This window comes from Marivivens donghaensis, assembly GCF_030410045.1.
Lineage (GTDB): Bacteria > Pseudomonadota > Alphaproteobacteria > Rhodobacterales > Rhodobacteraceae > Marivivens > Marivivens donghaensis.
On the sequence record NZ_JAUFRA010000004.1, the window covers coordinates 364,243 to 388,450 of the forward strand.

The 24,208-nt window shown below is 58.1% G+C and carries 27 protein-coding genes and 1 tRNA gene; 11 read left to right on the forward strand and 17 right to left on the reverse strand.

Annotated features, from left to right (window positions below; all coding sequences use genetic code 11):
- Nucleotides 1-49: 49 nt before the first annotated feature.
- Both QWY83_RS05235 and QWY83_RS05240 read left to right on the forward strand, forming a co-directional pair.
- Nucleotides 50-1,225 (forward strand): deoxyguanosinetriphosphate triphosphohydrolase, encoded by a 1,176-nt coding sequence (locus QWY83_RS05235; RefSeq protein WP_249946296.1) that lies wholly within the window; start codon nucleotides 50-52, stop codon nucleotides 1,223-1,225.
- The gene (locus QWY83_RS05240; protein ID WP_249946295.1) at nucleotides 1,215-3,074 is read left to right on the forward strand and encodes a cation:proton antiporter; all 1,860 of its coding nucleotides are present in this window, start codon (nucleotides 1,215-1,217) and stop codon (nucleotides 3,072-3,074) included. Before QWY83_RS05235 ends, QWY83_RS05240 begins: the two co-directional genes overlap by 11 nt.
- Here the strand turns inward: QWY83_RS05240 and QWY83_RS05245 are convergent.
- Nucleotides 3,063-4,136, reverse strand: coding sequence for a hypothetical protein (locus tag QWY83_RS05245; RefSeq protein WP_249946294.1), 1,074 nt, complete (start codon nucleotides 4,134-4,136; stop codon nucleotides 3,063-3,065). The genes QWY83_RS05240 and QWY83_RS05245 overlap by 12 nt on opposite strands.
- Before the next feature lie 109 nt (nucleotides 4,137-4,245).
- Here QWY83_RS05245 and argS point away from each other — a divergent pair, with 109 nt between their 5' ends.
- The 6 genes from argS (at nucleotide 4,246) to QWY83_RS05275 (ending at nucleotide 9,819) form a co-directional block, all read left to right on the forward strand.
- Nucleotides 4,246-5,988, forward strand: coding sequence for an arginine--tRNA ligase (gene argS / locus QWY83_RS05250; RefSeq protein WP_249946293.1), 1,743 nt, complete (start codon nucleotides 4,246-4,248; stop codon nucleotides 5,986-5,988).
- A gap of 78 nt (nucleotides 5,989-6,066) precedes the next feature.
- The gene (locus tag QWY83_RS05255; RefSeq protein WP_249946292.1) at nucleotides 6,067-7,092 is read left to right on the forward strand and encodes an SPOR domain-containing protein; all 1,026 of its coding nucleotides are present in this window, start codon (nucleotides 6,067-6,069) and stop codon (nucleotides 7,090-7,092) included.
- A complete protein-coding gene (locus tag QWY83_RS05260) occupies nucleotides 7,093-8,079 on the forward strand; it encodes a glycoside hydrolase family 3 N-terminal domain-containing protein (protein WP_249946291.1) in 987 nt (328 codons plus the stop codon).
- A 7-nt stretch (nucleotides 8,080-8,086) separates the two neighbouring features.
- Nucleotides 8,087-8,887, forward strand: coding sequence for a segregation and condensation protein A (locus QWY83_RS05265; RefSeq protein WP_067548813.1), 801 nt, complete (start codon nucleotides 8,087-8,089; stop codon nucleotides 8,885-8,887).
- A complete protein-coding gene (scpB, locus tag QWY83_RS05270) occupies nucleotides 8,880-9,554 on the forward strand; it encodes an SMC-Scp complex subunit ScpB (protein ID WP_249946290.1) in 675 nt (224 codons plus the stop codon). Before QWY83_RS05265 ends, scpB begins: the two co-directional genes overlap by 8 nt.
- A 55-nt stretch (nucleotides 9,555-9,609) precedes the next feature.
- A complete protein-coding gene (locus tag QWY83_RS05275) occupies nucleotides 9,610-9,819 on the forward strand; it encodes a hypothetical protein (protein ID WP_249946289.1) in 210 nt (69 codons plus the stop codon).
- A 56-nt stretch (nucleotides 9,820-9,875) separates the two neighbouring features.
- Here the strand turns inward: QWY83_RS05275 and QWY83_RS05280 are convergent, their stop codons facing one another.
- The 10 genes from QWY83_RS05280 to QWY83_RS05325 form a co-directional block, all read right to left on the reverse strand.
- Nucleotides 9,876-10,232: a rhodanese-like domain-containing protein gene (locus QWY83_RS05280; protein WP_249946288.1), complete on the reverse strand. Its 357-nt coding sequence runs from the start codon at nucleotides 10,230-10,232 to the stop codon at nucleotides 9,876-9,878.
- Nucleotides 10,233-10,330: 98 nt separating this feature from the next.
- Nucleotides 10,331-11,404 carry a 2'-deoxycytidine 5'-triphosphate deaminase gene (locus tag QWY83_RS05285; protein ID WP_249946287.1) on the reverse strand — a complete coding sequence of 358 codons (1,074 nt, stop codon included), beginning with the start codon at nucleotides 11,402-11,404 and terminating at the stop codon, nucleotides 10,331-10,333.
- 50 nt (nucleotides 11,405-11,454) lie between these two features.
- A tRNA-Pro gene (locus tag QWY83_RS05290) sits at nucleotides 11,455-11,531 on the reverse strand.
- Between the two features lie 55 nt (nucleotides 11,532-11,586).
- Nucleotides 11,587-12,240 carry a phosphoglycolate phosphatase gene (gene gph / locus QWY83_RS05295; protein WP_249946286.1) on the reverse strand — a complete coding sequence of 218 codons (654 nt, stop codon included), beginning with the start codon at nucleotides 12,238-12,240 and terminating at the stop codon, nucleotides 11,587-11,589.
- A gap of 3 nt (nucleotides 12,241-12,243) precedes the next feature.
- On the reverse strand, nucleotides 12,244-12,894 hold the full coding sequence (locus tag QWY83_RS05300; protein ID WP_249946285.1) for a MerR family transcriptional regulator: 651 nt from the start codon (nucleotides 12,892-12,894) through the stop codon (nucleotides 12,244-12,246).
- A gap of 6 nt (nucleotides 12,895-12,900) precedes the next feature.
- On the reverse strand, nucleotides 12,901-13,203 hold the full coding sequence (ihfA, locus tag QWY83_RS05305) for an integration host factor subunit alpha (protein ID WP_105235259.1): 303 nt from the start codon (nucleotides 13,201-13,203) through the stop codon (nucleotides 12,901-12,903).
- Between the two features lie 89 nt (nucleotides 13,204-13,292).
- Nucleotides 13,293-14,264 (reverse strand): beta-ketoacyl-ACP synthase III, encoded by a 972-nt coding sequence (locus QWY83_RS05310; RefSeq protein WP_067548789.1) that lies wholly within the window; start codon nucleotides 14,262-14,264, stop codon nucleotides 13,293-13,295.
- On the reverse strand, nucleotides 14,265-15,374 hold the full coding sequence (gene plsX, locus QWY83_RS05315) for a phosphate acyltransferase PlsX (RefSeq protein ID WP_249946284.1): 1,110 nt from the start codon (nucleotides 15,372-15,374) through the stop codon (nucleotides 14,265-14,267).
- 32 nt (nucleotides 15,375-15,406) lie between these two features.
- On the reverse strand, nucleotides 15,407-15,613 hold the full coding sequence (gene rpmF, locus QWY83_RS05320; protein ID WP_067548783.1) for a 50S ribosomal protein L32: 207 nt from the start codon (nucleotides 15,611-15,613) through the stop codon (nucleotides 15,407-15,409).
- Nucleotides 15,614-15,776: 163 nt separating this feature from the next.
- A complete protein-coding gene (locus QWY83_RS05325) occupies nucleotides 15,777-16,328 on the reverse strand; it encodes a YceD family protein (protein ID WP_249946283.1) in 552 nt (183 codons plus the stop codon).
- Between the two features lie 81 nt (nucleotides 16,329-16,409).
- Here QWY83_RS05325 and QWY83_RS05330 point away from each other — a divergent pair, with 81 nt between their 5' ends.
- From QWY83_RS05330 to kdsA, 3 genes are all read left to right on the forward strand, one after another.
- On the forward strand, nucleotides 16,410-16,883 hold the full coding sequence (locus QWY83_RS05330) for an outer membrane protein assembly factor BamE (RefSeq protein WP_249946282.1): 474 nt from the start codon (nucleotides 16,410-16,412) through the stop codon (nucleotides 16,881-16,883).
- A 90-nt stretch (nucleotides 16,884-16,973) separates the two neighbouring features.
- Nucleotides 16,974-17,723 (forward strand): GNAT family N-acetyltransferase, encoded by a 750-nt coding sequence (locus tag QWY83_RS05335; RefSeq protein WP_249946281.1) that lies wholly within the window; start codon nucleotides 16,974-16,976, stop codon nucleotides 17,721-17,723.
- Between the two features lie 110 nt (nucleotides 17,724-17,833).
- Nucleotides 17,834-18,652: a 3-deoxy-8-phosphooctulonate synthase gene (kdsA, locus tag QWY83_RS05340; RefSeq protein WP_249946280.1), complete on the forward strand. Its 819-nt coding sequence runs from the start codon at nucleotides 17,834-17,836 to the stop codon at nucleotides 18,650-18,652.
- Nucleotides 18,653-18,709: 57 nt separating this feature from the next.
- On the opposite strand, the gene QWY83_RS05345 is transcribed toward kdsA, so the two are convergent.
- The 6 genes from QWY83_RS05345 to cysG form a co-directional block, all read right to left on the reverse strand.
- Nucleotides 18,710-19,567, reverse strand: a complete 858-nt coding sequence (locus QWY83_RS05345) for a ferredoxin--NADP reductase (protein ID WP_249946279.1) — start codon at nucleotides 19,565-19,567, stop codon at nucleotides 18,710-18,712.
- A gap of 68 nt (nucleotides 19,568-19,635) precedes the next feature.
- Nucleotides 19,636-20,037 carry a DUF934 domain-containing protein gene (locus QWY83_RS05350; protein ID WP_249946278.1) on the reverse strand — a complete coding sequence of 134 codons (402 nt, stop codon included), beginning with the start codon at nucleotides 20,035-20,037 and terminating at the stop codon, nucleotides 19,636-19,638.
- Nucleotides 20,038-20,047: 10 nt separating this feature from the next.
- Nucleotides 20,048-20,782 carry a phosphoadenylyl-sulfate reductase gene (locus QWY83_RS05355; protein WP_249946277.1) on the reverse strand — a complete coding sequence of 245 codons (735 nt, stop codon included), beginning with the start codon at nucleotides 20,780-20,782 and terminating at the stop codon, nucleotides 20,048-20,050.
- Nucleotides 20,769-22,439: a nitrite/sulfite reductase gene (locus QWY83_RS05360; protein WP_249946276.1), complete on the reverse strand. Its 1,671-nt coding sequence runs from the start codon at nucleotides 22,437-22,439 to the stop codon at nucleotides 20,769-20,771. The genes QWY83_RS05355 and QWY83_RS05360 overlap by 14 nt, the downstream gene beginning before the upstream one ends.
- Nucleotides 22,439-22,741, reverse strand: a complete 303-nt coding sequence (locus QWY83_RS05365; protein WP_105235250.1) for a DUF2849 domain-containing protein — start codon at nucleotides 22,739-22,741, stop codon at nucleotides 22,439-22,441. The genes QWY83_RS05360 and QWY83_RS05365 overlap by 1 nt, the downstream gene beginning before the upstream one ends.
- Entirely contained in the window at nucleotides 22,738-24,138 is a 1,401-nt protein-coding gene (gene cysG / locus QWY83_RS05370) for a siroheme synthase CysG (protein ID WP_249946275.1), read from the reverse strand. The genes QWY83_RS05365 and cysG overlap by 4 nt, the downstream gene beginning before the upstream one ends.
- Nucleotides 24,139-24,208 lie beyond the last annotated feature (70 nt).

The following is a 24,208-nucleotide window of genomic DNA, read 5'->3' on the forward strand; positions in this document are numbered from 1 at the left end:
TTTCAAATATAGAGGTCCTAGGCAGACACAACAAGGCAGGGCAGATCACATGAGTGCGCCTTTTGCGACCGATCCGACGAAAACACGCGGACGTCTTTACCCCGAAGAAGAGAGCCATTTCCGCTCCCCGTTCCAGCGGGACCGTGACCGCATCATCCATGCGAGCGCGTTTCGGCGGCTGAAACACAAGACGCAGGTCTTTATCGAACACGAAGGCGATTATTTCCGCACCCGTTTGACCCACTCAATCGAGGTGGCGCAAGTCGGACGGACGATCGCGGGCACCTTGGGTCTGAACCAAGAGCTGACAGAGGCGGTCGCGCTCGCGCATGACCTCGGCCACCCGCCGTTCGGTCACACGGGCGAAGATGCGCTGCACGAGTTAATGGCCCCCTACGGTGGGTTTGACCATAACGCGCAGGCCATTCGGATCGTCACCAATCTGGAACGCCACTATGCGGAATGGGACGGGCTGAACCTGACGTGGGAAACGCTTGAGGGGATCGCGAAACACAACGGGCCTGTTGAGGGCGAGATCCCGTGGGCGCTCCAGCAGTATAACGCGCTGCATGACCTCGAACTGCACACCCATGCGAGCGCTGAGGCGCAGGTAGCGGCGTTGTCAGATGACATTGCCTACAACAACCATGACTTGCACGATGGTCTGCGGGCAGAGCTGTTCAGCACCGATGAATTGGCGGACTTGCCGATCCTTCATGACTGCTGGGCAGAGGTCGATAAAAAGTATCCGGGCCTCAACTATTACCGCCGCCGTCACGAAGCCTTGCGCCGTTTCTTTGGCATTTTGGTCGAGGATGTGATCGCGGTCAGTCAGCGCAATCTGGCAGAACTCGACGCTCATTCGGTCGAGGACGTGCGCCATGCTGGACGGATGATGGTTCAGTTCTCTCCCGCCCTGTGGGAGGATTTAAAAGTGATCCGTAAGTTCTTGTTTACACGTATGTATCGCCACCCAAGCGTGGTTGAAATGCGCCGCCATGTCACCGCCGCCGTCAAGGATTTGTTCCCGCTCTTTATGGCGGACCCAACACATCTGCCGAAACAATGGCGGAAGGATTTAGAGAACGTCGGCTCAGAGACGGACCTTGCCCGCATCGTCTGCGACTATATTTCAGGTATGACAGACCGCTTTGCCATTCAGGAACATGCGCGTCTGACCGGATCGGATATAATCGAGAGGACGCGCGTTACAAATGTCGGTTGAAGGGGCAGTGGGGCAGATGGCCCCCGTGATGGCGTTCGCACTCGTTGGTGCCTTGGGGGTCGGATCACAATGGTTGGCGTGGCGACTACGAATGCCCGCAATTGTTCTGATGCTGCTCGCTGGGATCATCGTTGGCCCTGTGCTGGGTATTTTTGATCCATCCCGCGATATTGGCGCGCTTCTCTCGCCCATGATCGCGATTGCGGTTGCGATTATCCTGTTTGAGGGCGGCCTGACGTTAGAACGCCACTCTCTGTCGGACGCGGCCAAAGGTGTGCGGCGACTGGTCTTTGTCGGTGCGCCAATGGGCTGGATCACCTCGGCTGCGGCCTTGCACTATGCGGCGGGACTGTCGTGGGAAACCTCTGCCGTTTTTGGCGGGATCATGATCGTCACTGGCCCCACCGTCATCGCGCCTTTGCTGCGGCAGGCACGACTGTCAAAACGTCCTGCAAACCTCCTCCAGTGGGAAGCCATCTTGAACGACCCCATCGGCGCATTGGCCGCCGTTCTCGCGTTCGAAGTCGTCGTGGTTGCGCGGACCGCATCGGACGGCGGGGCCGCGACGTTAGAGTTCATCACGGGCATCGGGATAGCCACGGCCTTGGGCCTCTTGGCGGGGTGGGGCGTGTCGAAATCGTTCAAGCGGGCGTGGGTGCCCGAATACATGAAGGTCCCCGTGATCTTTACCGTGCTATTGGCCGTTTTTGCGATCGCAGACACGGTTCTTCACGAAAGCGGGCTGTTGACGGTCACGATCATGGGTATCTGGATCGCCAATGCCAAATTGCCGTCATACGTCGAGCTGCGCCGTTTCAAAGAGCACGCGACGGTTCTACTGGTGTCGGGCGTCTTTATCCTGCTCGCGGCGAACCTCGATTTCGCGGCGCTTGGGCGGCTCGATTGGCATGCGGGGCTGTTTGTGGTGTCGGTCATTTTGATCGCGCGACCTGTGGCGGTGTTCACCTCATTGGCGTTCACGGATGTGCCGTGGCGGGAACGTGTGTTGGTCGCTTTCACTGGTCCTCGTGGCGTTGTGCTGGTCGCGGTCGCGGGGCTGTTCGGGGAACGCCTTGCGCAGATCGGGGTTGAGGATGGCGCGGTGGTTGCACCGCTCGCCTTTGTCCTCGTCGCGACGAGCGTGGTTCTTCACGGCTTTACGCTAGCGCCTTTTGCGCGGTTCCTTGGGCTGACGGGCGGCGAACGTCCGGGGGTTATTATCGCGGGCGGATCGCGTTGGGCGACGGGGCTTGCTGAGGCGTTGAAAAAGGCAGATGTGCGGGCGTTGATCACGGACCCTAACCACATCCATTTACGTCATGCGCGATCTGCTGGCGTGCCGACGTTCACAGGTGATATTCTGTCAGAGGCTGCAGAGGATCGTCTGGAATGGGTGGGCTATCAGACGATCATCGCCGCGACCGACAACGATGCGTATAACACCCTCGTCGCGACCGACCTTGGCCCTGAATTCGGGCGGGATCGGGTCTATCAGGTGCAGCGCGAAAAGAGCGACAGTTCGCGGCACGCCTTGCCCAATAGCTTGGGCGGCAAACCCTTTGGCCCTGAAAAGACCATGCGCGATCTAGAGACGATGATGCGCGAAGGGTGGCTGTTCCGTGTCACCCGTTTGACCGAAGAATTCACTGCCGATCATTGGCGCGAAAAACGGCCTGATGCGGTGTTGATCGCGCGGGTCAGTGCGTCGGGGGATATTAGGTTCATTCGCCGCGATGATCAGATCAAGGGTGCGCCAGATGTACAGATCATCTCAATGTTGCCGCCCGGCAGTCTAGAGAGCGAAGCGTCCAAAGTGCGTCCAAACCTGCCCGACGATTTACCTGCGTGAACTAAACAGGCGCGGGGCAAAGAGGCCCAAGAGGATCACCACGACCAGAACCGCGGACCCAATGCTCGACGTGAGATGGAGAACGGGGAACTCATCGGTGGAGTCTGGCATGTGCCGCATCCCGCCTCGTTGCCCAATGGTCATCATCGGTAGGTAGGTCAGCAAGAGTGCTGATCCGAGTGCGCCAGAGTAGACCCACAGACACCACTGCGGACCCTGAGGTAGTTTCCATCGAAACCAAGCGGCAAAAAACGCAAAGAGCATCAGACCGTGCTGAGCAAGATGGTTGTTGGCGATGAAATAATAGCTGCGCCCGAGGTACATATCGTCCGCCAGAGTCGACACGAGGTCAAAGGCCATGCCTGTGATCAGAACCAACCCGATGCCGACAGTCAGGTGTGGTTCGTCAGGACGCATCGGGTCGATCATGACAATCGCGAGGATCGCCAAAAGAATGACTTCGGGCACGATAAAGAGCGACAATCCGATGTCTGCGCCCGTGTGCAGGCGGAAGAAGTTAAAGAGACCAAAGGTCATCAGCGTGATGACCGCAAGGAGGGCTGAGCCGAGCTTGTAGGGTTTCGATGTGCAGACGTTAGAGGCGCTCGCGAGGATGGTGAGTGTGAGAGCCGTCATCCGAAAGTAATCTTCGGAGAGGAACATGGCGCCCGCAGAGAAGTCTTTGATCTCTGCATAATGTTCCAGACGAAGCGGATAAATCGGGAAACTCGCAGGCCAGAGCATCGCCCCTGTTTCCCACAGCGCAAGCAGCAATTGAATGAGCGCGATGATAAGCGCCGTATTGCCCCACAGATTGCCGAGCGGTGCGCCGCGCATACCTGCGGTGAAGGCAAGGAATGAGGCCGACAGAAGGAAGAGCGTTGTCGCAAAGAGCCCGTGGACGTGGCTGATATTCTCATAGGCCGCTTTTACATCGGGTTCGCCAATCCAGCGGGTGAAGGCCATAATCCCGGGGAACGCGAGTTCGATCCTGATGTAGGACACTAACCCGAGGGTGATTAAACCAACAAAAGCAATGAGCGAAACAGTAAAACGTATCATGCTGAATCATCGCTCTACTGGATAGGGTTGGCAAGTGGTAAGATCGCTTGACCGTTGACCTTAGCGCATTGCGTGGTAAACCCGCCTCGAACCCGAGAAAGACGATAAAATGAACCTGTTTTCCGATATCCGTGCGCTTGTCATTGATTGCCTCGATACCCTCGTGACCGACGGCGTGCTGCCTGCTGGTCTCGACTTTGCCAACGTTGCGGTCGAACCGCCGCGTGATGCGCTGCATGGGGATATGGCGACGAACGCCGCGATGGTATTGGCAAAACCTGCTGGTAAGAACCCACGCGAGATTGCGACGGCTCTTGTTGAAAAGCTGCTCGCGGATCCGCGGATCGACAGCGCTGATGTGGCTGGTCCGGGGTTCCTGAACATGCGTCTGGCGGCTGCGGTTTGGCCGCAGATCGTGTCGGCTGCTCTGACCGATGCGACCTATGGTCAGTCGGCCTTGGGCAAGGGCATTAAGGTGAACGTCGAATACGTGTCGGCCAACCCGACAGGTCCAATGCACGTCGGTCACACTCGTGGCGCGGTGTTTGGTGACGCGCTAGCGTCGCTCTTGGCCTATGCTGGCTATGACGTGACCCGCGAATATTACATCAACGACGGTGGTGCACAGGTCGATGTTCTAGCGCGCTCTGCCTTTGAACGTTACCGCGAGGCGAACGGCCAAGAGCCGCATATCGCCGAAGGTCTTTACCCCGGTGACTACCTGATCCCTGTTGGTCAGGCGCTGAAAGAGAAATACGGTGACAGCCTGCTCGGTCAGCCCGAAGAAGTGTGGCTCGCCGATATCCGTGAATTCGCGACCGCTGCCATGATGGACATGATCCGCGACGACCTTGCTCTGCTGGGCGTGAAAATGGATGTGTTCTCGTCTGAAAAGGCGCTCTACGGCACAGGCAAAATCGAAGGCGCGATTGATCAGTTGCGCGGCGATGGCCTGATCTACGAGGGCGTGCTGGAACCACCCAAGGGCAAACTGCCCGAGGATTGGGAACCGCGCGAACAGACCCTGTTCAAGTCGTCCGACTTTGGCGACGATGTTGACCGTCCGGTTAAGAAATCAGATGGCGCGTGGACCTATTTCGCACCCGATATCGCCTATCACTACGATAAGGTGCAGCGCGGCTTTGATCAATTGATCGACGTCTTCGGCGCCGACCACGGTGGCTATGTGAAACGGATGAAGGCGGCTGTTGCGGCGCTCTCTGGCAATCGCGTTCCTCTGGACATCAAACTTATCCAGTTGGTGAAGCTCTTCAAAAACGGCGAGCCGTTCAAGATGTCGAAACGGGCAGGGACCTTTGTGACCCTGCGCGATGTGGTTGAACAGGCGGGCGCTGACGTGACCCGTTTCCACATGTTGACCCGCAAGAACGACGCGCCGTTGGACTTTGACTTTGATAAGGTGCTGGAGCAGTCGAAAGACAACCCAGTGTTCTACGTTCAATACGCCAACGCGCGGATCAACTCTGTTGTGCGTAAGGCGACCGAGGCGGGCGTTGATGTGTCTGAGTCCGCGCTTCAGGGTGCTGACCTGACCAAGATCGGCCACGAGGCCGAGGTGACGCTGATCAAAAAGCTCGCTGAATGGCCGCGTCTTGTTGAAATCGCAGCCAAAGGTCACGAACCGCACCGGATCGCGTTCTACCTCTACGAACTGGCCTCTGACTTCCACGGCCTGTGGAACAAGGGCAACGACGATACCTCGTTGCGGTTCTTCCAAGAGGGCGATGTTGCAACATCCCAAGCGAAAATCGCACTGATCAAGTCCGTAGCGGTTGTCATATCGCACGGATTGGGTATTTTGGGCGTCAAACCGGCAGAAGAGATGCGCTAAAGCGTCCGATTGTCGGAAAAGCAGGCAACCAAAATGGATCGTCGGGGCAGACGGAAACCCGACGGCGATGAGGCAACGATGGCAGCGTACTCAGACATGAACGCCCCGCAAAACGGGCGTGCACTCGATACGGGTAAACTCGTGAACGTCGCTGGGGGATTGGTGTCCCTCGGTCTCGTGATTGGTATTGGCGTATGGGGCTACAAGCTCGTGATGCGCGATGTGACGGGTGTTCCTGTGGTTAGGGCGATGGAAGGTGCGATGCGCACTGCGCCCAGCAACCCCGGTGGTGATATCGCGGATCACGTCGGTCTATCGGTCAATGCTGTTGCCGCGCTGGGTGGCGCAGCTGCGCCCGAAGACGCCGAAACGCTGTTGCTTGCGCCGCAGATGGCGGCACTTCCTGCCGAAGATTTGGTTGTCATGCCCACCGCCGAAGCGGGCGAAGTGATCCCTGACGGTGTCGATACCCGCGCACCTGCGCCCGAAGCTGACGCCGTTGGTGTACCGAGCGTTGCTGTGACTGACCTCTCTGCCAGCGGTATCCAACCGTTGAGCGCTGACGACATCCTCGCGATGGCAGATCAATTGGCTGCGGGTGCGACACCGATGGAAGCGGTTGATACCTCTGCCGTGCCGCCCGTTGAAACCGCGATCAATGGCGTGTCCTCTGCGGTCATTGCTGACATCATTCCTGCCTCTGTTCCCGGTGTGTCGCGGTCCCCGCGTCCAATGGCGCGTCCCGAAGGTCTGAACCCGATTGCGGCGGCGCTGGCTGCGGCAGCGGCGGCGCCTGTTGCGGCACCGCGCACTGTGGCGACGGATGCAACGGTGACCACCACTGTGATCCCTGTTGGCACGAACCTTGTCCAGCTTGGCGCCTATGACTCGGTTGAGATTGCAGCCCGCGAGTGGGTCCGTTTTAACGACCGTTTCCCAGATTTCATGGCGAACAAAGACCGCGTGATCCAGCAGGCTGAACGCGGCGGTCGGACGTTCTTCCGTCTGCGGGCGATGAACTTTGCTGACCTGTCGGATGCGCGTCGGTTCTGTGCGGCTCTGACTGCTGAAGGCACAGACTGCGTTCCTGTCGTGGTGCGCTAAGTGGCGCATGGGGCGTTTATCCTCGCACCTGAGGGGGGCGAGGTAACTGATTGGGAACGTGGGTTTTTCAAAGATGCGGACCCTTGGGCCTTTATCCTTTTTGCCCGCAATATCGACACGCCAGACCAACTTCGACGTCTGACGAATGACCTGCGGGATACCGTGGGCCGAGATGCTCTTGTCCTGATTGATCAAGAAGGCGGACGTGTGCAGCGGATGCGCAGCCCGCATTGGCGCGAATGGTTGCCGCCACTCGATCAAGCCGAGACAGCGCGGGACGCGGCGCGGGCGTTTTGGCTGCGCTATCGGATTATCGCTGATGAACTGCGCTCCGTTGGGATCGACGCAAACTGTGCGCCGACATGCGACGTGGCCCAGCCTGACACACATCCGTTCTTGCGCAATCGCTGCCTCGGCACCGATGCCGCCACAGTCATCGCCAATGCGCGTGCCAGCGCAGAGGGGCATCTAGCAGGGGGCGTCCTGCCGATCCTGAAACACATGCCTGGACATGGGCGCGGAAAGGTGGACAGCCACCTTGGCCTGCCTGTCGCAGATGTTTCCTTGGACGACGCCGCCGTCACCGATTTTGCCCCGTTTCGGGCGCTGAACGATCTGCCTTTGGGCATGTCGGCGCATATTGTCTACCCTGCGATGGGCGATCGTCCTGCGACGCAAAACCCCGATATGATCCGCCTCATCCGCGAGGACATCGGGTTCGACGGCCTTCTCATGACCGACGATATTTCGATGGAGGCCCTCAATGGCACCGTCGATCAGCGCGGGCTGGTGTCGCTGCAAGCTGGCTGCGATGTGGTGCTCCACTGTAATGGTGAAGCCGCAGAGATGGAGGCGATTGCCAACACCTGTGGTCAAATGTCAGAGGCGGCAATGACCCGCGCAGAGGCGGCGATGGCCTGTCGGAAAACGCCAGAACCCGTTGACATCGAAGCGATTGAAGCCGAACTTAACGCGCTATTAGCGTAGGGACGGCATGGCCGAACAGCAGCAGTTATTCAACACCGACCGCGTGAGCGTGTCAGAGCGCCTTGCCGCCGAGGCGCTGGTTGTTGACGTGGGCGCGTTCGAGGGACCGCTAGACCTCTTGCTGACGTTGGCGCGGACGCAAAAGGTTGACCTTCTGCAGATTTCGATGGTCGCGCTGGCCGAGCAGTATCTGGCCTTTGTCGAAAAGGCCAAGGAACTGCGGCTCGAACTGGCGGCGGATTATCTTGTGATGGCGGCGTGGCTGGCGTTCCTGAAATCACGCCTCTTGCTGCCCCCTGATCCGACCGAAGAAGGCCCATCGGGTGAAGAGCTCGCCGCGCACCTTGCGTTCCAGTTGGAACGGCTAGAGGCGATGCGGACCGCTGCGGCAAACCTCATGGCGCGGGACCAAAAGGGCCGTGATTTCTTTGCCCGTGGTATCCCTGAAGATGTCGAACGAGTGCGCTCGGTGCGATATACGGCGACGTTGTTGGACCTCATGCAGGGCTATGCGCGGATCAGGACCAAGGACGAATTCCGTCCCTTTGTCTTTGACCGCGAACACATCGACACGATGGAGCGCGCGTTAGAGCGGATGAAACCGCTGATTGGCTACGCGAAAGAATGGACCGATCTGGTGATGTATATGCCAGATGGCTGGCAGGGCGACAGCATGCGGACACGATCCGCCACGGCTGCGACCTTTGCCGCAACGCTGGAATTGGTCAAAGAAGGTAAGATCGAATTGCGGCAGGGCGAAACCTTTGCCCCGATCCAGATCCGTAGGAGAGCGCCACGCGATGGTTGACGAAACTGAAGCCACACACCGCGATATCGAGACCGAAGAGGCAGAGATCAGCCTCTTTGACGCGCCGCCGATTGGTGAACAAGAGCGCATGGTCGAAGCGATCCTCTTTGCCAGCTCCGAACCTGTCACGATCCGTGAGTTGGAAGGACGGATGCCGCATGGCTGCGATCCCGCCGAGGCCATCGCCCACCTGCGCAAACGCTACGAGGGGCGGGGGGTGCGTTTGGTAAAGGTCGGGGAGGCATGGGCGCTGCGCACTGCGCCTGATCTCGGCTATCTGATGCAGAAAGAAACGATCGAAGTGCGGAAGATGTCCCGCGCAGCGATCGAAACGCTGGCGATCATCGCCTACCACCAGCCCGTCACACGCGCTGAGATCGAAGAAATCCGTGGCGTGTCCGTATCGCGCGGAACAATCGACCAATTGATCGAGATGGAATGGATCCGCTTTGGCCGCCGCAAGATGACACCGGGTCGGCCTGTCACCTTTGTGGTGACACAAGAGTTCCTCGACCACTTTGGGCTAGAGAGCGCGCGCGACCTGCCTGGGCTCAAAGAATTGCGGTCTGCGGGCCTATTGGATAACCGTCCGCCGCCAGGAATGGGGCAACTGTCTGGTGAGGATGACGAGGATGATGATCAGGGCGATCTGTTCATCGAAGAGTGATGTCGTGCGCCTTTGGGTTGTGATAGGCTGTCCCTGAGGCAGCAAAGGATCAGCAATGAACCAAGATCAAATGATGCGGACGGTGATGCGCATGTTGATGCGCGTCCTACGTCAACGCGGCCTGTTTCAACGGCTCTGGGCAAAGGTCACGGGGAACAGCAATGATACGCCAGAGGCGCGGGCGCGGTCCCGTCAGATCGGTGAGATGACAGGGCGGATTGGCAAAGCCACGCGGGTTATTCGTGGGATTTCGCGGTTCCGCTAAAGGGTGAGATCGCGGGGCGCTGCCCCGCACCCCGGGATATTTTCAGCACAAAGGCATCAGGCCTCTTCGTGCAGTTTTTTCCATGCATTCAGGCCGCCGCCGATGAATTTTGCATTGGCATAGCCCATGTCACGCAGGCTTGCCGCTGAGAGAGCGCCACGGTTGTAGGCGTTGCAGTAGCAAAGAATGGTGGCGTTGAGGTCGGTGATGATGCCTTCGACGTTCATCTCCAGTTTGCCGCGGCTGATGTTGATCGAGCCGGGGATATGGGTTTTGGCATGTTCGTCGGGATCGCGGATGTCGAGCGCGATGGCACCGCCTGCGATCAGGGCATCAACGTCTTCGGGGGCGACTTCGTCCACGCGGGCGCGGGCGGCGTCGGACATGGCTTGGAATTTTTCGGTATAGGCCATTAGGGGCTCCTTTGGTTGCAGCCCCTTATTCATATATTTAAATTAAGATATGTAAATGTGTATTTTGGATGGGGCCGCGAAATCGCAGCCCCAGTTGGTTATGCGCGGAAATGTTTGGAGAGTTTCAAACCCTGACCCTGATAGTTCGATTTGATCTCGCGACCGTAGAGCTGATCGGGGAGGGCCTCCATTTGTTCATAGACCAAGCGGCCAACGACCTGACCGTGTTCGAGAACAAAGGGGGCCTCGTGGCAACGAACCTCTAGGACGCCACGGGAGCCTTGACCGCCAGCCTCGGCATGGCCGAAACCGGGGTCAAAGAAGCCAGCGTAGTGGACGCGGAATTCACCAACCATCGCCAGATAGGGTGCCATTTCAGCAGCTTGCATCGGTGGGATGGTAACGGCCTCGCGGCTGACGAGGATGTAGAAGGCATCCGGATCGAGGATGATTTTACGATCCTTAGTGTGCACTTCTTCCCAGTATTCGCTGGGGTCGTAGTGGTTCAGGAGGTCCAGATCGATCACGCCCGTATGCGGCTTTGCACGGTAACCGACGAGGGTGCCAGATGCAGGGGCGAGGTCGACCGAGAAGCCCAGACCGTCGTCAATCACCGCCTCACCGTTCACCAGCGGGGTTTCAGCGTGCAGCGTGCGGAGTTCATCGTCCGACAGCACGGCCTGACCTGCGCGGAAGCGGATCTGGTTCAGGCGCATCCCTGGACGGACAAGGACAGAGAACGAGCGCGGGCAAATCTCAGCATAGAGAGGGCCTTCATAGCCAAGCGCGATACGGTCAAATTCAACGCCGCCATCAGTGATGGTTCGGGTCAGAAGATCAAGGCGGCCTGTTGAGGATTTCGCGTTGGCGACGGCTTGGATGCCATCGGGCAGGGCGAGGCTCTCCATCAAGGGGACGACGTAGACGCAGCCTTTTTCCAGAACAGCGCCATTCGTGAGGTCCACGCGGTGCATTTCAAATTCAGAGAGGCGATCGGCCACGGTACGACCTTCGCCGGCAAGGAACGAGGCACGGACACGGTAGGCCACTGTGCCGAGGCGCAAATCGAGGCTCGCAGGTTGGATTTGTCCGTCTACGTAGTCAGTCGTCGCCGTGATCGCGCCCGATTGCATCAGGTCACGGATACGTTGGCTGGGCAGTACACCGGTCATCTTTGCCTCCCATAGCAAAACGCCCGCCCAGAGCGGGCGGGCGATTTTGTTGGTCGGGCTAGCAGGACTCGAACCTGCGACCTTCCGTCCCCCAGACGGACGCGCTACCAGGCTGCGCTATAGCCCGACGTGGAGGCCTAAATACCCGATTTGCCGATAAGGGCAAGGGGCAAGGCCACGAATTATTGCAGCGAGGCAATGATTTCCGGCAAGGCGCGAAAATCGTCAAATGTCGCTGCATGGGTGAGGTCGGAAATGGGCGCTTTGCGGTAGCCCTCGGTAAAGAGGACAAAGGGCACCTCTGCTGCGGTGGCCGTTTCGGCATCGACTTCGCTGTCGCCGATATAGATGCGGTTTGCGCAGCTCAACGCGTCGAATGCCGCGTAGAGCGGCGCGGGGTGTGGTTTGCGCTGGGGCAGGCTGTCACCCGATATCACAACGTCAAAGAGGTCAGTCAGACCGAGGTGGTCCAGAACGGCCTGTGTCGCGGCGCTCGGTTTGTTCGTGCAGATACCCAAACCGAAGCCCGCAGCGCGAAGGCCCTCCAAAGTGCCGACCATGTGGTCGAACGGGATATTGCCGTCATGTGCCGCCTCGTAATGGCGCATCATTGTGCTCAGGGCGGTGTCAGAGTCATCCTCAGGCAGCCCTGCCGCCGCGATCGACTGTTTAACGAGGTTCGGGGCGCCTTTGCCGATGAACCCGCGAATCTGTGTGACGGGCAGGGGGGCACATCCCATATCGGCGAGCATGGCATTCACAGAGCCAGAGATCGCGGGCAGGCTGTCGATCAGCGTGCCGTCGAGGTCAAAGACAAGAGCAGTATTGTGAGGCAAGGATCAGTCCTTCAGCATCCGCGCGTGGACGTCAGACAGACGGGCCAAGAGCGGCGCGATCTTGGCGCTTTTGTTGGCGACTTTAGCAGCGTCAGCACGGGCAATCGCGGTCAGGATCGACACGGAGCCCGTCGGTGCAGGGACAGGGGCGATAGGCTGTTGGGGTGCGTGCAATGGCACAACGTTCGACTGCGGATCAAAGGCGCTAAAGAGGTCACCAATCGCAGCGGTTTCATCGCGCTTGTTCAGCTCTGGGTCTTTTTTCGATGGCTTCTTGGCTGCCTTCGCAGGCGCGGATGCATCCGCCACTGGCTCTGCCACAGGGGCCTCGATCACCGGCTCTGGCGCAGGGACGGCAACGGGGGTTTCCGCCTCGGTCGTTACATCGCTGCCAATGCCGACAACATGCTTAATACCTTGTTCCCGCAGCAATTTCTGCGCTTCTTTGATCGACAGGCCATCACCGTGCAAAAGCTGTTTAAGCCCTGCAATCAGTTGGATGTCTTGGGGTCGATAGTAACGGCGCCCGCCCGCACGTTTCACGGGTTTGATCTGGGAAAACTTGCTTTCCCAGAACCGCAGGACATGCGCGGGCGTGTCTAATAGCTCTGACACCTCGCTGATGGTGCGAAAGGCGTCATGCGACTTCTTCATCGGGAATTAGCCTTTGTTGCCAGCCGCAATGCGGTCTTTCATCAAGTGGCTCGGACGGAAGGTCAGTACACGACGCGGAGAGATCGGAACCTCTTCACCCGTTTTGGGATTACGACCGACACGAGCCGCTTTTTCACGGACAGAGAAGGTGCCAAATGAACTGATTTTCACAGTTTCATTCTGAACCAATGCGTCGGAAATATGGGTCAGCACGCTTTCGACGAGTTCTGCGCTATCGTTGCGGGACAGGCCCACTTCAGCGTGGACAGCTTCGGCCAGATCCATACGTGTCAGTGTTTTTTCAGACATCTCATCCCCCTGAGGTTTTCAGAAGCTTAGGCAGAGCGCAATTTAGGAGTCAATAACAACGACTTGCAGATCGCAGTTTCAGCGGCTCTTTACCACCGTACGACGACTGAGCCCCAAGCGAGTCCGCCGCCGATGGCTTCGGTTACGACCAGATCGCCTTGTTTGATCTGTCCGTTCGCCACGCCAACCGACAGTGCGAGAGGAATCGAGGCGGCCGAGGTGTTGCCGTGATCCTGAACGGTCACAACAACGCGGTCCATGCCAACGCCCAGCTTTTTCGCGGTCGATTGGATGATACGGATGTTCGCCTGATGCGGCACAACCCAATCCACATCGTCAGAGCCGAGGCCGACCTTATCCAAGGCGGTGTGCGCGGTCTGAGCCAGCTTTTCGACAGCGTGGCGGAAGACTTCTTTGCCTTCCATGCGCAGAACGCCCGTCGATTGGGTCGACACGCCACCATCCACATAGAGGAGGTCACGGTAGCTGCCGTCAGAATTCAAGTCGGTCGACAGGATCCCACGATCATCGGTCGAACCCGTGCCCTCTTGGGCCTCAAGGATCAATGCGCCAGCACCGTCGCCAAAGAGAACGCAGGTGCCGCGATCTTGCCAGTCCATGATGCGGCTAAAGGTTTCTGCGCCAATCACCAGAACGCGTTTAGCAGAACCTGCCTGAATCAGCGCGTTCGCATTGGTTAGGGCAAAGACGAAGCCAGCGCAGACCGCTTGAAGGTCAAAGGCAAAGCCACGGGTGTTGCCAATGTTGTGCTGCACCATGGTCGCTGCCGACGGGAAGGTCAGATCAGCGGTCGAAGTTGCCAAAACAATCGCGTCGATGTCATTGCCCGTAAGACCCGCGTTTTCCAGTGCGGCTTTGGCGGCATTGGTGGCTAAGTCCGATGTGGTCTGGCCTTCGGCGGCGAAATGACGGCGTTCGATGCCAGAACGCGAAACGATCCAGTCGCTGGACGTGTCGAGCTTGTCTTCGAAGTAGCTGTTGGGAACAACGTTCTCGGGCAGGTAGTGCCCGACACCTTTTACAACAGCGCGTATCGTCATTTAGTTTTGCTCGCCTTCTTGGCCGGAGGTCGGGACCGGCTCACCCTCGTGGAGGATATCTTGGGGGAGGGTGGCTGCAGATGCAACCCGTGCCGCAAGTTTGTCAGCAAACCGGTTCTGACCCAGCGTGTAGGCCAGTTTGAATGCGGCGGCGTTGCCTTTGGCATCTGCACCACCGTGGCTTTTGACCACAGTGCCGTTCAGGCCGAGGAAGACACCACCGTTCACATTGCGCGGATCTATCTTTTTCTTCAAACGGCTCAGCGATGTGTAAGCGAAAGCTGCGGCCAGTTTGGACCAGATCGAATGGGTGAATGATTCTTTCAGGGCGTCGGAAATCAGGCGGGCGGTGCCTTCGCCTGTTTTCAGCGCGACGTTGCCGGTAAAGCCATCGGTCACGATCACATCAACGCGGTCAGAGGGCAGATCGCCACCTTCGACAAAACCGATGTATTCGAATTCGCCCTTTTCAGCGGCGGCACCGATCAGTTCATGCGCGACCTTAAGTTCGGCACGACCTTTGTGTTCTTCGGTTCCAACGTTCAAAAGACCGACGCGCGGACGAGTGAGGCCCATGCCGTTGCGGGCATAAGAGGTGCCCATCAGCGCGTAGGTCAAAAGATCGTCTTCGTCGGCGCGAATATCGGCCCCTGCGTCGAGCATTACGTTGAACCCGTTGGGGTTCCGCGAGGGCCAGAGGCAAGCGATGGCCGGACGGTTCACACCTTCGGCCTTGCGCAAACGCAACATCGACAACGCCATCAGCGCACCAGTGTTGCCGCATGACACGGCAGCATCGGCCTCACCACTGCGCACCGCGTCAACGGTGGAAAGCATAGAGGTGCCTTTGGAATTGCGGAGAACCTGTGCGGGTTTGTCATCCATGGTCACAGCCCGCTCTGCATGGCGGATGGTGACACGTTTAGACAGGCGACGCTTTTCAACGAGCGGCGCAAGCACGGCTTCATCACCGTGAAGAATGACTTTGGCGAGCGGTTCTTCTTCGAAGAAATACGCAAGGCCCGCAACAACAGCTGCAGGCCCTTTATCGCCACCCATGGCGTCGACTGACAGCACTACGGATTTCGAGGCGGTTTTGGACGTATCCATCCCGTCAATTCCCCACCCGTAATGGCAAGCCCTTAGGCTGCGTCTTCGTCCAGATCGACGTCGTTCGCTTGAGCGATGACTTCGCGGTCAGCGTACGAGCCACAGGACGGGCATACGTGGTGCGGACGGCGCAGTTCGCCACAGGACGGGCATTCGTTCGGGTTTGCTGCAACCAGAGCGTCGTGTGCACGGCGCATGTTGCGGCGCGATTTGGAGACTTTGTTCTGCTGAACGGCCATGTCTCTACCTATTATCTAAGGGGCACAGGGCCCGTTGTTTCGTTATCTCGGTGAAGTTCGTGGGCGTCATAGTAGATATGACGCGGCCTGTCGACCCTCGTTCGAAAGAGGTCGCGAACATACTGCGAATCCGCAAATGTTCAACCCCATTTGATGAGAGGGCTTATGCGCCAGATTCGTCCTTCTTTTCAAGCGCATCTTTTAGCGAAGATAGACCCGCGAACGGACGGGTGTCTTCGTCGCGCATTGGGGCCAAACCTGGCTCTGTGAAAATAGCTTCGCCCAGCTCTGCGCCATCGGCCCGCGGGAAGTCGGGCAGGGCGAGCGCGAGCGCTTCGGTCATGACATCAACGAGGTTCAGCGTGGCTGGAAGTTCCTCAACTGTGTCATCTTCGGGCATCTCGACCTCACCGATCAGCGGATCTTCGATGTCGCTGAGGTAGGTGCGTTTGATCTTTTGGTCGATCCGAGTGGTCACAGGTTCGAGAGTGATCACGCAATCCTGAACGACCGTCGCGCCCAGATCAGCGAACAAAACCCAGTCGTGTTTGCCCTCGGCGCGGATCAATCCGTTGAACCGCAACTTGCGAATAGCAGGGATTCCTAGGCTTTCGGCGATTTCCGCACGCTGCGCGGCATCGGGTTCAATCGCAAAGGTCGTATCGGCGCGATTGGGAAGATCGGCGAACCGTAATGTGGTCTTAGAGGTCTCCATGGCGCTTCAATCCTTGAACTTCGGGTCTGTGGTGATGTAAGCGGATTAAAAGGCTCGGGCAGGCGATACAAGGGGGCAGGTATGTTCAAATCAGGTCGCATCATCCGCAAAGGTGTTTTCGTGGTCGCAACTGTGGCTGCGGTCGCCGGTCTGTCGGGCTGTGTAGAGCGGGTCGCCAATCACGGCTTTGCACCTGAGGCAGAGGCCATCGCGATGGTCACCCTCGGCAGCGACACCCGCGAATCCGTCATTGAAAAGCTGGGCCGCCCGACGATGGGTGGCGTGCTCGAAGATGGCGGGCTCTATTACGTGTCCTATCAGATGCGCCACTACGGTGCGATGCCCCCCAAAGAGATCGACCGTACGGTCGTCGCGGTGACCTTTGATGCGGGCGGCATTGCACGCAATATCGAAACCTTTGGCCTCAACGATGGTCAGGTGGTGTCGCTGTCGCGCCGTGTGACCGACGACAATCTGCGTGACAACGTATTCCTGCGTCAGCTGCTCGGCTCGATTGGTCGCTTCAACGCTGCCGATATCTTTGGCTCCGATTAAAATCGCATTGCGGCTTTACCGTTCAGGATCAATATACCTGTTACATCCCGCGCCTATGGTGGCGGGAGCATGAGTGCAGAGGGTGATCCCATGCGGGTGTTGTTGCGTAAGGGTCGCTATGCGGCTCGACTTGCAGAAACTGATCAAGACCTAATGTCCGCGCAGCGCCTGCGCTATGCCTGTTTTATCGCAGACGGTGGGCATGACGACGGGATCGAAGCCGATGATTTCGACGCCCGCTGCCAGCATATGCTGGTCGAGGATACCCGCACAGGCGATCTGGTCTGCTGTTTCCGCCTGATGCCGCTCTCTGGTGGTGCTGAAATCGGGCAGAGTTATTCCGCACAATATTATGAACTCTCCGCGCTCAAGGCCTTTGATGGGCCGATGGTCGAGATGGGGCGGTTCTGTATCCACCCCGAGCACAAAGATCCCGATATCCTGCGAGTCGCATGGGGTGCCATGACCCGCTTTGTCGATGACAACGGGGTCGAGATGCTATTCGGCTGTTCGTCCTTCTGGGGCACGGAGGCTGAGGCTTATCTAGATGCCCTTGATATGCTCGCCGAAAAACACCTCGCGCCGATGCGGTGGCTGCCCAAGGTCAAAGCGCCCAAGGTGATCCGGTTCGCCGCTGAACGTCTGCGTAGGCCCCTGGATCGCAAAAGGGCGATGCTAGGGATGCCACCGTTGCTCAAGACCTATCTGCTGATGGGCGGCTGGGTGAGCGATCACGCAGTGGTCGATAATGACCTGAATACGCTGCATGTTTTCACTGGCCTCGAAATCCGCGCGATCCCGCCCGCACGGGCAAAGGCACTACGGATGGTGGCCGGGTAAGGGGGCTCTGCCCCCAAACCCCCGGGATATTTTCGGCACAAAGGCAGGGGCGATGGACCTAAGCGTGATGCGTGGTTATATCGGGGCTAAGTCGAGCCAAGGAGAGCCCCATGCATCGCGTTACAATCGGAAATGTAGAAGTTGCCAATGATCTGCCGTTTGCGCTGATTGCGGGGCCGTGCCAGCTCGAGAGCCTTGATCATGCACGCATGTTGGCTGAAAAAATTGCTGAGGCTTGTGCGGCGACGGGCACGGGGTTCGTTTTTAAGGGGTCGTATGACAAGGCCAACCGTTCGTCGCTGGGTGGTAAGCGCGGGATTGGCGCAGAGGCGGGGCTGACGATCCTTTCGAAAATTCGCGACGAGTTCGGCTGCCCTGTGATCACCGACGTGCATGAAACGCACCATTGCACGATGGCGGCTGAGTTCGTCGATATTCTGCAAATCCCAGCATTCCTTTGCCGTCAGACCGACCTTTTATTAGCTGCAGGTGAGACGGGCAAGGCGATCAACGTGAAGAAGGGGCAGTTCCTCGCACCTTGGGACATGAAAAACGTCGCCGCCAAGATTGAGAGCACGGGCAACACCAATATTATGCTCTGCGAGCGTGGCACGTCGTTTGGGTATAACACGCTCGTCAGCGATTTCCGTGGTCTGCCGACGATGGCCGAGACGGGCTATCCTGTTGTTTTTGATGCGACCCATTCGGTGCAGCAGCCCGGCGGTAATGGTAATTCCTCGGGCGGTGATCGGCGTATGGTGCCGCCACTGGCACGCGCTGCAGTTGCGGTTGGCTGTGCCGCCTTGTTCATCGAAACGCACGAAGATCCCGACAATGCGCCGTCTGATGGCCCGAACATGGTGCCGATCGAACAGCTGCAGGGGCTATTGGCGCAGCTTCGCGCGCTGGACAATGTGATGAAAGGCTAAGGCCTGAAACTAAAAAAGCCCGCCAATTGGCGGGCTTTTGTTTTCCGTCTGATCCGATCAATCGAGGAAGGCTTTTTCAACCACGTAATGCTGTGGGTTCGAATTCGCGCCTTCAACCAGACCATACCCTTCGAGCATGTCTTTGATCTCGAGGTTAAAGGCGAGGTTGCCACAGACCATCGCGCGGTCGTCGTTCGGGTTGATCTGAGGCACGCCGAGATCCTCAAACGCTTCGCCCTTGCGCATCAGGTCGGTGATGCGGCCCATTTTCGGGCTCTCTTCGCGAGTGGTGGTCGGGTAGTACTTGATTTTCTTCCAGAAGCCGTCACCGATCACCTCGTTCAACAACTCGTCGGTTTTCAGGCTTTCGATCAGGTCGTGACCATATTTCAGTTCGCCCACTTCGCGGCAGGTGTGGGTGATGATGACCTCATCGTAGTCTTCGTAGGTTTGTGGTTCACGCAAGAGCGACGCGAACGGCGCAAAGCCGGTGCCAGTCGCAAAGAACCAAATCCGTTTGCCGGGCAGCAGCGCATCATGCACCAGCGTGCCAACGGGTTTCGGACGCAAAATCACTTCATCACCGACTTTGATGTGTTGAAGCTTCGAGGTCAGCGGGCCGTCCTGAACCTTGATCGAATAGAACTCCAGCTCTTCGTCCCACGACGGCGAGGCGATGGAATACGCGCGCAACAGCGGTTTTTGTTTGCCCGTTGCAGGATCAGGATCACCTATAAGGCCGATCATCACAAACTCGCCCGAACGGAACCGCATCGACGCAGGACGGGTGCAGCGGAACGAAAACAGGCGGTCGGTGTAGTGCTTTACCTCCGTGACGACTTGAGCGTCAGGCAGGTGTGGCTTTGCAGCGGCTTCTTTCACGGGGGCGTCTTTCACGAGTGTCTGTTCGGTCATATCTGTCATATGGGCGGCTTAAAGCCCAATCCATCATTAAACTTTGATCTGTGTCAGGAAAGGGCAATTCAGCCCCGCATACGCGCCTGATAATCGTTTGCTTGCCAATTTGCACGTGTCAGCCACAGGTTTTCAGGCTGACGTGCGGCCAATTCGTCACTGATCGCGACCTCGTCAAAGCCAGAACGGCGGGCCATGGCGTATTGTTCGCAGATCACGTGCCCTTGGGCGCGGAGGCGGCCTTTGAACCCGAGGCGGCGCAGTTGTGCAGCAAGGGTGAACCCGCGACCGTCTGCAAAGGACGGGAATTCGACCGCGATCACCGAGGCAGAGAGCGCCTTGGGCAAATCGGCTGGATTGGTGTTCGACGGGATCAGGATCGCGGTTTCACCCGAAGCCTCACCCAATACGGTGAACGGTGCGTTGTGGTCATCGGCTGCAAAGCCGGTATCGGTGACGATTACAGTCATGTCAGTCTCCTTAGGCGGCTTGGCCGTTGCGCACGACCTTGCCATCTACGATGTGGATGCCACATTCGGTTTTATTCGAGTTGCGCCAGCGTCCGGCGCGTGGGTCTTCGCCTTCTTTCACAGGGCTGGTGCAGGGGGCGCATCCGATGGACGGATAGCCTTGGGCGACCAGCGGGTGACGCGGCAGACGGTTTTCAGTCATATAATCCTGAAGATCGTTCACATCCCAATGGCAGAGCGGGTTGATCTTGATCCGGTGATCGTCCTCGTTCTCAAAGAACTCGAGCGCTGCTCGGGTCGTGCCCTGATACCGTTTCCGACCTGTAATCCATGCGTCATAGCCCTTGAGCGCGTCTTGCAACGGTTGGGTTTTGCGCAGGTTACAGCAGGCATCGGTGTTGAACTGATGCAGCGTGCCATCAGGGTCTTCAATCCGCTTTGCCTTATCCGCCGCACGAATGATCTGAAGGTTTTTCAGGTTCAAACGTTCGGTCAGTTCCTGCTGGTAAGCCAGCGTTTCGGCAAACAGCATTTCAGTATCGATAAACAACACGGGTGTTGTGTTATCGATGACGGACACGAGGTGCAAAAGCACGACGGACTCTGCCCCAAAAGACGACACCATCGCCGTTTTACCGACTTGAGCGTCCTTTAGCGCATGTTCGAGAACCGCAGTTGCACTGTGGTGTTTGTAGCGGGCATTCAGAGCGTCGACCCGTTGTTGGACGGGTTCACTCAGCGGCATGGGCTGCGGCCTCCTCGTAGAGTGCGGCTTTGAACGGCTCTAGGCCGAGGCGCTTATACGCGTCGAGGAACGTCTCAGCGGGCGATTGGCGCAGGGCGAGGTAAGCCATAACGATCCGTTCAATTGCGTTGGTGATTTCCTCAGCCGCAAAGCCGGGGCCCGTTTTATCGCCGATGGCCGCGTCTTGGGTGCCGTCACCGCCAAGTGTGATCTGGTAGTTTTCAACCCCAGCGCGATCAAGGCCCAGAATCCCGATGTGGCCCACGTGGTGGTGACCACAGGCGTTGATGCAGCCCGAGATTTTGATCTTGAGCGGGCCAATATCATGTTCCAACTTCAGATCGTCAAAACGCTGCGCGATTTCCTGTGCGATCGGGATCGAACGTGCGGTCGCAAGGGCGCAATAGTCCATGCCAGGGCAAGCAATGATGTCAGAGATCAGGCCAACGTTCGCAGTCGCCAGATCAGCAACCTTCAACGCGTCATAGATCGCGGGCAGGTCGGCCTTGTGAACATGAGGCAAAACAACGTTTTGTTCGTGGCTGATGCGCAGTTCGTCGTGACCATAGGCCTCTGCAAGGTCGGCCATCGCCCGCATCTGATCTGCGGTCGCATCACCCGGAGTTGCCCCGTGCTTTTTCACCGAAATGGTGACGATTGCATAGTCATCTGCCTTGTGTTCGCTCAGGTTCGTGTCGACCCAAGACCGGAACGCCGGGTCCGTCGCGTAGCGTGCGTCGAATGCACCTATAGATTTAGTCAAGTATTCAGGTTCACGGAAAAATTGTTCGATTTCTGCAAGAATTTCCTGATCAACACCCGTAAAGCCCGCCCGAATTTGTTCGAAACGTTCATCCGTAAGTTGAGCGAATTCGTCCAAGCCGTTCTCGAACACGGTGATTTTGATCCGTGCTTTATACTTGTTGTCGCGACGGCCCAGCAGGTTCCAAACGGACACGACGGCCTCAACATAGGGCAGCAGGTCTTCTTTAGGTAGGAAGTCACGAATAACCTTACCGATCATCGGGGTACGGCCCAAACCACCGCCGACGATGATCTGATAACCGATCTCGCCTGCAGCATTACGGACGATGCGGATGCCGATGTCGTGGGCTTTGGTCACAGCGCGGTCTTGTTCGCCGCCAGAGACAGCGATCTTGAACTTGCGAGGCAGGAACTGGAATTCTGGGTGGTCGGTGGACCACTGACGCAGCAGTTCAGCCACAGGACGCGGATCCGCAATTTCATCGGCGGCGGCACCAGCAAAGTGGTCAGCCGTCACGTTGCGGATCGTATTGCCCGAAGTTTGCAGCGCGTGCATTTCCACATCGGCCAACGCCTCGAGGATATCAGGCACGTCCTGCAGTTTCGGCCAGTTGAATTGGATGTTCTGACGGGTGGTGAAGTGGCCGTAGCCCTTGTCCCATTTTTCGGCGATCATTGCGAGCTGGCGCATTTGACGGCTGTTGAGCGTGCCGTAGGGGATCGCAACGCGCAGCATATAGGCGTGCAGCTGCAGATACAGACCGTTCATCAGGCGGAGCGGACGGAATTCGTCTTCGGTCAGTTGACCTTCAATGCGGCGTTCCACCTGATCGCGGAATTGCGCAACGCGAGAGCGGACAAAGGCTTCGTCAAAGTCGTTATACTTATACATTAGTTCAGCTCCACCTGTTTGCCGTGGGCATAGTTGGACGGGCCACGGGTGCGGAATTCTTCGCGGAAATGGGTCGGTTCGGGGCCGTTCGGGCCAGCCTTCGCATCAGCGAGGTACGGACCGACGACGATGTTTGCTTGACCGTTGGCAAAGAGGATGCGGATGTCAGCGTGGGCTTCGTCCTCAATAAGCTCGGCATCAAGCATCGACTTCGACCAGCGGTCATCGGCGGTCAGCCAGACAGCATCCCCATCAAGGAGAAGGTTTGCGGTAATCACTTTTGGGGTAAAGCGGCGGCTCATTGTGCGGCCTCCTTTTGCGGTAGAGAGCGGGCGACCTGAACCGCGTGACGCGGCGCAAGTCCATAAAAGGTGAGGGCAGGGCCAGTGAGGTCAGAGGTCGACATGGTCGGCTCTAGCTCGGCCAAGGTTGTGGCGATCACTCGGCTTTCAGGACGAGAGACATTTTCGATGATGGTGACAGGCGTGTCAGCCGACGCGCCGTGCATCAACAGACGGCCCTGAACGAAACGCGCAGCGCGTTTGCCCATGTAGATCGCAGCGACTTCGCCGTCGCGGGCCAGACCACGCCAGTCCTGTTCGGCAAAGCCTTTCATATCGTGACCCGTCAGCAGGCGAACCGATCCATTGCGGCCGCGTTTCGTCAGGCTCTGACCAATTTGCGCAACAGCGGCAGAGGCCGCAGTGATTCCCGGCACGATGCGGTAGCTGATCCCAGCCGCCTCAATCGCTTCGATTTCTTCGTCCAAACGGCCAAAGACAGTTGGATCACCCGATTTGAGGCGCACAACATGGTGGCCGTCTTTCGCGTGCTCAACGATCAGATCGTTAATGTCGTCCTGAGAGGTCGAAACACCGAAACCCTCTTTGCCCACATCGACCATGATCGCCTCACGGCGGGCCAGTTCGAGGATTTCAGGCGCAACCAAACGGTCGTAGATTACAACATCGGCCTCATCCAGCGCTTTGCGAGCCTTGAGCGTCAGCAGTTCTGGATCACCTGGACCTGCACCAACGAGGTCAACATGACCGTCGCGGGTCTTTGCCATTACGTGATGATCTAGAGTGGCCTCAAGCGCCGATTGCGCACCAGCTTCACCGTCTGTCTCAACAGCCTTGGGGCCCGTGTTGAAATAGTAATCTGCCCAGAAATCGCGACGCTTGCGGCCCATCGGCAGAATGTCCACCGCATGACGGAACGCTTTACCCACCCGTGCCAAAAGACCGAGGTTCGATGGCAAACGCGCCTCAAGGTCCGCCTTAATCGCGCGCGCCAAAACAGGGGCTGCGCCCTCGGTGCCGATTGCAATCGTTACAGGATCACGGTCAACAATTGCGGGCGTGATAAAGTCTGACCCATGCAGATCGTCCACGATATTCACGATCGCACCCTCGCTGCGGGCAATACGTGCGACACGGGCGTCTTCGACGGCATCTTCGTTCGCGGCATAAACCAACCGTGCGCAGAGCGTATCGCCGTAATCGAACGCCCGCTGAACTAGCGAGAGGCGACCCTCAGCCGCCATACGCAGAAGGTCAGGATGCGGGGCATCTGCGAAAACAGTGATCTTGCCCTCAGTCTTGAGCAAGAGACGCAATTTCGCCAGTGCCGCTTCGCCACCGCCCGTCAGGACGATGCGGCGGTGGGTCACCGATAGGAAGATTGGAAAGTGCTGCATGGGATGCTCCGATTTCTACACGGATATATAGAATAATATCCCCCTTTTTGCCTATTGCGTCCGATGAATA

Coding starts and splice junctions, on each gene's coding strand:
- QWY83_RS05235 (WP_249946296.1), top strand. CDS start 50: ATGAGTGCGCCTTTTGCGACCGATCCGACGAAAACACGCGGACGTCTT.
- QWY83_RS05240 (WP_249946295.1), top strand. CDS start 1,215: ATGTCGGTTGAAGGGGCAGTGGGGCAGATGGCCCCCGTGATGGCGTTC.
- QWY83_RS05245 (WP_249946294.1), bottom strand. CDS start 4,136: ATGATACGTTTTACTGTTTCGCTCATTGCTTTTGTTGGTTTAATCACC.
- argS (WP_249946293.1), top strand. CDS start 4,246: ATGAACCTGTTTTCCGATATCCGTGCGCTTGTCATTGATTGCCTCGAT.
- QWY83_RS05255 (WP_249946292.1), top strand. CDS start 6,067: ATGGCAGCGTACTCAGACATGAACGCCCCGCAAAACGGGCGTGCACTC.
- QWY83_RS05265 (WP_067548813.1), top strand. CDS start 8,087: ATGGCCGAACAGCAGCAGTTATTCAACACCGACCGCGTGAGCGTGTCA.
- scpB (WP_249946290.1), top strand. CDS start 8,880: ATGGTTGACGAAACTGAAGCCACACACCGCGATATCGAGACCGAAGAG.
- QWY83_RS05275 (WP_249946289.1), top strand. CDS start 9,610: ATGAACCAAGATCAAATGATGCGGACGGTGATGCGCATGTTGATGCGC.
- QWY83_RS05280 (WP_249946288.1), bottom strand. CDS start 10,232: ATGGCCTATACCGAAAAATTCCAAGCCATGTCCGACGCCGCCCGCGCC.
- QWY83_RS05285 (WP_249946287.1), bottom strand. CDS start 11,404: ATGACCGGTGTACTGCCCAGCCAACGTATCCGTGACCTGATGCAATCG.
- QWY83_RS05300 (WP_249946285.1), bottom strand. CDS start 12,894: ATGAAGAAGTCGCATGACGCCTTTCGCACCATCAGCGAGGTGTCAGAG.
- ihfA (WP_105235259.1), bottom strand. CDS start 13,203: ATGTCTGAAAAAACACTGACACGTATGGATCTGGCCGAAGCTGTCCAC.
- QWY83_RS05310 (WP_067548789.1), bottom strand. CDS start 14,264: ATGACGATACGCGCTGTTGTAAAAGGTGTCGGGCACTACCTGCCCGAG.
- plsX (WP_249946284.1), bottom strand. CDS start 15,374: ATGGATACGTCCAAAACCGCCTCGAAATCCGTAGTGCTGTCAGTCGAC.
- rpmF (WP_067548783.1), bottom strand. CDS start 15,613: ATGGCCGTTCAGCAGAACAAAGTCTCCAAATCGCGCCGCAACATGCGC.
- QWY83_RS05325 (WP_249946283.1), bottom strand. CDS start 16,328: ATGGAGACCTCTAAGACCACATTACGGTTCGCCGATCTTCCCAATCGC.
- QWY83_RS05330 (WP_249946282.1), top strand. CDS start 16,410: ATGTTCAAATCAGGTCGCATCATCCGCAAAGGTGTTTTCGTGGTCGCA.
- QWY83_RS05335 (WP_249946281.1), top strand. CDS start 16,974: ATGCGGGTGTTGTTGCGTAAGGGTCGCTATGCGGCTCGACTTGCAGAA.
- kdsA (WP_249946280.1), top strand. CDS start 17,834: ATGCATCGCGTTACAATCGGAAATGTAGAAGTTGCCAATGATCTGCCG.
- QWY83_RS05345 (WP_249946279.1), bottom strand. CDS start 19,567: ATGACCGAACAGACACTCGTGAAAGACGCCCCCGTGAAAGAAGCCGCT.
- QWY83_RS05350 (WP_249946278.1), bottom strand. CDS start 20,037: ATGACTGTAATCGTCACCGATACCGGCTTTGCAGCCGATGACCACAAC.
- QWY83_RS05355 (WP_249946277.1), bottom strand. CDS start 20,782: ATGCCGCTGAGTGAACCCGTCCAACAACGGGTCGACGCTCTGAATGCC.
- QWY83_RS05360 (WP_249946276.1), bottom strand. CDS start 22,439: ATGTATAAGTATAACGACTTTGACGAAGCCTTTGTCCGCTCTCGCGTT.
- QWY83_RS05365 (WP_105235250.1), bottom strand. CDS start 22,741: ATGAGCCGCCGCTTTACCCCAAAAGTGATTACCGCAAACCTTCTCCTT.
- cysG (WP_249946275.1), bottom strand. CDS start 24,138: ATGCAGCACTTTCCAATCTTCCTATCGGTGACCCACCGCCGCATCGTC.